Raw genomic sequence first — 3,241 nt, forward strand, 5'->3', positions numbered from 1 at the left:
ATCCAACGGTCCGACCGAGGCGATCAATGGCCGCCTCGAGCACCTCCGCGGCTCCGCGCTCGGGTTCCGCAACCTCACCAACTACATCGCCAGAAGCTTGCTCGAGACCGGAGGCTTCAGACCGCGCCTACACCCTGGATTGGGATGAGCCTGGAAATGCCAGATCAACGCGACGGCAGGCGCGACGACGTCCGGCTTAGTGGACGCCGCCGAGGCCGTGGCCGGAGTCGCGATGCAGGCAGCCATGATGGTCGCGACGGCCAACGACCTGAGCTTCTTCATAGAACCCCCTGTCTCAGTCCACCGACCGTCTGGCCTGCGGTGATCGGAGACTATGGCGTGCGCCGATACCCGGTCAATAGACATCTGCCGTCCGGTTTAAGTCCAGGGAAAACCCTCAACTTGACCCCGCTGTCATCCTCCGCTGAGGCGTGGTGCGGCCAGTACTCGCACCGCCCGCGCACCGGTGGGTTCGCTCAACCTTTGAGCACATTGGCATGCGAATCGAAAACGACCGATTCTGACCCCCGTACCGCCCGTGCCACGCCGTGTGACTCTCTGAGGTACTTGGCGGTCTTCCATTGATGATTGATGGCGGGTACGACACGGGGTGTCTCTCGCCTGTCGAGAAGGGCGCTTAGGCAAGCTAACTAACAGTTGACGTTGGGGGTGAACCGCCGCATACTGTGCCCACCCACCCCATCGGGGGAGTTGATGAGAGTGAGGAACTATGAAGACTCGGATCAGTTCAGCGACGATCGGGGTGTTGGCGTCCTTGGCACTGTTGCTCAGCGTGGCAACACCGGCGAACGCCTACGCCTACCTCGGGCCTAAATGGAATACCCAAGTCTATGTCGCCATCATCTCGGGCCAGCCTGGGTCGAACGGTGCCGGCTGGACGAACGGCACCAACGACTGGAATAGCATGACGGATGCCAATCTGTACATCACGCCGGGCGGTGCGGCCCACGTGTACACATACAGTATCAACTCCAGTGGCGCCACCTGGGACGGCATCACGTACTGGACGTCGACCGGGAGCACCTTCAACTCCGGGACGAAGGCGTACCTGAATACGAAGTACACCGGCGGTTACGACGTCAACAAGGTCCGTGGGGTCGCTGCACACGAAATGGGCCACGCGCTCGGACTGGATCATGTCTCGGGGTGCCACCTGATGAACGGGTTCACGACCAGCCGGTGTGGGATCTACCGCCCAACAGCGGACGAAATCAACGGCATCAACAACAAGTACTGAGGGGGAGACATGCGTATCAGGAGCGCGATCTGCGCAGTCATCGCAGCAACGGCGATCATCTCATCGACCGGGTGCTCAGCCGGACCCTCGGCGGCCGAAGGCCCACAAGGGGACACTATCCAGCTGCACGCCAGCTGGGCCAAGGGGTACCCCACCCTCAAGCAACTGGTTGCCGATTCGGACGCCATAGTCCGCGGTGCTTTTGCAGGCCAGAAGACAACGCAGGTGGACGGTTTGCCCTACACGGACACGACGTTCGTCGTCAGCCAATGGATCAAAGGCTCCAGCGTCGGCGGTAACGAGATCGTCGTGAGGCAGACCGGCGGCCAGATGGACGGCAAGCAGTATGTCGTTGAGAGCGACCCTCTCGCCAAGCCCGGGGACCAAGCGTTGCTCTACCTGGAGAAGACGCCCGGCGACATCTACGCCGCCCTCGGCGGCCCTACCGGAAGACTTGCCGTGCAGCGAGACGGGTCAGTGGCGAAGCTGAAGGGCACTTCACTGACCGAACCGCTACCGAGCTCGATCACCAACCTGGTGCAGACCACGAAGAAGACCGTGGCGAGTCAGCGTACGAAGTGATCCCGGCAAACGGTGGCGGGTAGACCAGAAGATCGCCGGTCACGTCGCATCGCAGTAACTCCTGACAGCGCATGGTCTGCAACGCGTTCGAAAACAAACGAATTCGATACAGCACCCGTGGCGCCTGAGGTCCTGTCGCAGAATGCTTGCCACTCCGCATGTGGGTTTTGGCGGTGCTTGGCGGCGTTCTGTTGTCGCTATGTGTCGTGACTGCCTATCTGCTGAACGCTGACAGTAGTGCGTTCGCGCGGATTCATTCGGGGCTGACGTGCCGGGCCAAGGGTCAGTTTTTACCAGGTTATGTGGTCGTTGCCGCGCATTCGAACGGCGACCACCAGGCCGGAGGCGGCTGTAAGTGCGGCGACGGTGGCGATGGCTGCGGGAATGCCATACAGGTCTGCGAGAAGACCTGACAGGAGTGCACCGATGGCGAAGCCGCCGTCACGCCAGAGGCGGTAGATCCCGACGGAGCGGGCCCGCCAGGTGGGGTGTGCGATGTCCCCGATGGCGGCGAGGAGGGCGGGGTAGACCATAGCCGTTCCGATACCGAGGAGGACTGCGGCGATGAGCCAGGGCCCGAAACTGTGGGCTGCGGCGACTATTGCCAGTCCAGCGGCTTGGACGATCATGCCGGCCACAATGAACCATTTGCGGCCCCAGCGGTCTGAGGCGGCACCGGTGAAGAGCTGCCCGGCGCCCCAGACCGCGGGATAAACGGCGGCCAGGATCCCTACCTGGTTCAAATTCAGCCCGGAGCTGACGAAGAGGACCGGAAAGAGGCCCCAGGCGAGGCCGTCGTTGAGGTTGTTCACCAGTCCTGCCTGGCTGGCTGCGGAAAGGGAGCGGTCCTTGAAGCTGGTGAGGGTGAAAACCTGTCCCGTGGTGAGGCCGGCGTCGGCACTCCTGTGTGTACTTACGTGCTGGGAGGCTTCCGTCTTGGCATGGTGGTGGGTCTCGCGAATGGTCAGGACTGACAGGCCTAACCCGAGGGCGATGTAGGCGGCTCCAAGGAGGAACGGGCCGGGCCGGAGACCATAGGCGGAGGCGATGTACCCGGTCGCGAGGGCAGTGACCGCGACGCCGAGGTAACCTGCCGCTTCGTTCAGACCCATGGCGAGGCCGCGCTGTTTCGGGCCGGTCAGGTCCATTTTCATGATCACGGCGGTGGACCAGGTCAGGCCCTGGCTGATGCCGAGGAAGACGTTGGCCGCGACAATCCATTCCCATGACGGCCCGAGGATGAGCATGAGCCCTGTGCGTCAGGATGGTGTGAGACAACAGGGTTGATGTGCTTCCCATTGTATGGGGCGAGATTGGAACGAGATCCGAGATGACGATGACCGTAGCTGATGCCGGCACCGATGATGGTGGGGTGGTGACTCCTCGAGCTGACCGTCCCAG

3 protein-coding genes and 1 pseudogene are annotated in these 3,241 nt (G+C 62.4%); 3 read left to right on the plus strand and 1 reads right to left on the minus strand.

Going from position 1 to position 3,241, the window contains the following annotated elements:
* The 3 genes from BKD30_RS08805 to BKD30_RS08815 form a co-directional block, all read left to right on the plus strand.
* Positions 1-148: transposase (locus BKD30_RS08805; RefSeq protein WP_143588098.1), on the plus strand; the 148-nt coding region annotated here is incomplete at its 5' end.
* Between the two features lie 582 nt (positions 149-730).
* A complete protein-coding gene (locus BKD30_RS15610; RefSeq protein ID WP_083956182.1) occupies positions 731-1,258 on the plus strand; it encodes a matrixin family metalloprotease in 528 nt (175 codons plus the stop codon).
* A gap of 9 nt (positions 1,259-1,267) precedes the next feature.
* Positions 1,268-1,840 carry a hypothetical protein gene (locus BKD30_RS08815; protein ID WP_076704065.1) on the plus strand — a complete coding sequence of 191 codons (573 nt, stop codon included), beginning with the start codon at positions 1,268-1,270 and terminating at the stop codon, positions 1,838-1,840.
* Positions 1,841-2,130: 290 nt separating this feature from the next.
* Here the strand turns inward: BKD30_RS08815 and BKD30_RS08820 are convergent.
* Positions 2,131-3,090, minus strand: a pseudogene (locus BKD30_RS08820) (MFS transporter); the annotation flags it as partial.
* Positions 3,091-3,241 lie beyond the last annotated feature (151 nt).

Origin of the sequence: Tersicoccus phoenicis, assembly GCF_001968835.1 — a bacterium.
Taxonomy (GTDB): Bacteria; Actinomycetota; Actinomycetes; order Actinomycetales; family Micrococcaceae; genus Tersicoccus; species Tersicoccus phoenicis.

Excerpts from the sequence above, each read along its gene's own strand:
- BKD30_RS15610 (WP_083956182.1), top strand. The coding sequence starts at position 731 with ATGAAGACTCGGATCAGTTCAGCGACGATCGGGGTGTTGGCGTCCTTG.
- BKD30_RS08815 (WP_076704065.1), top strand. The coding sequence starts at position 1,268 with ATGCGTATCAGGAGCGCGATCTGCGCAGTCATCGCAGCAACGGCGATC.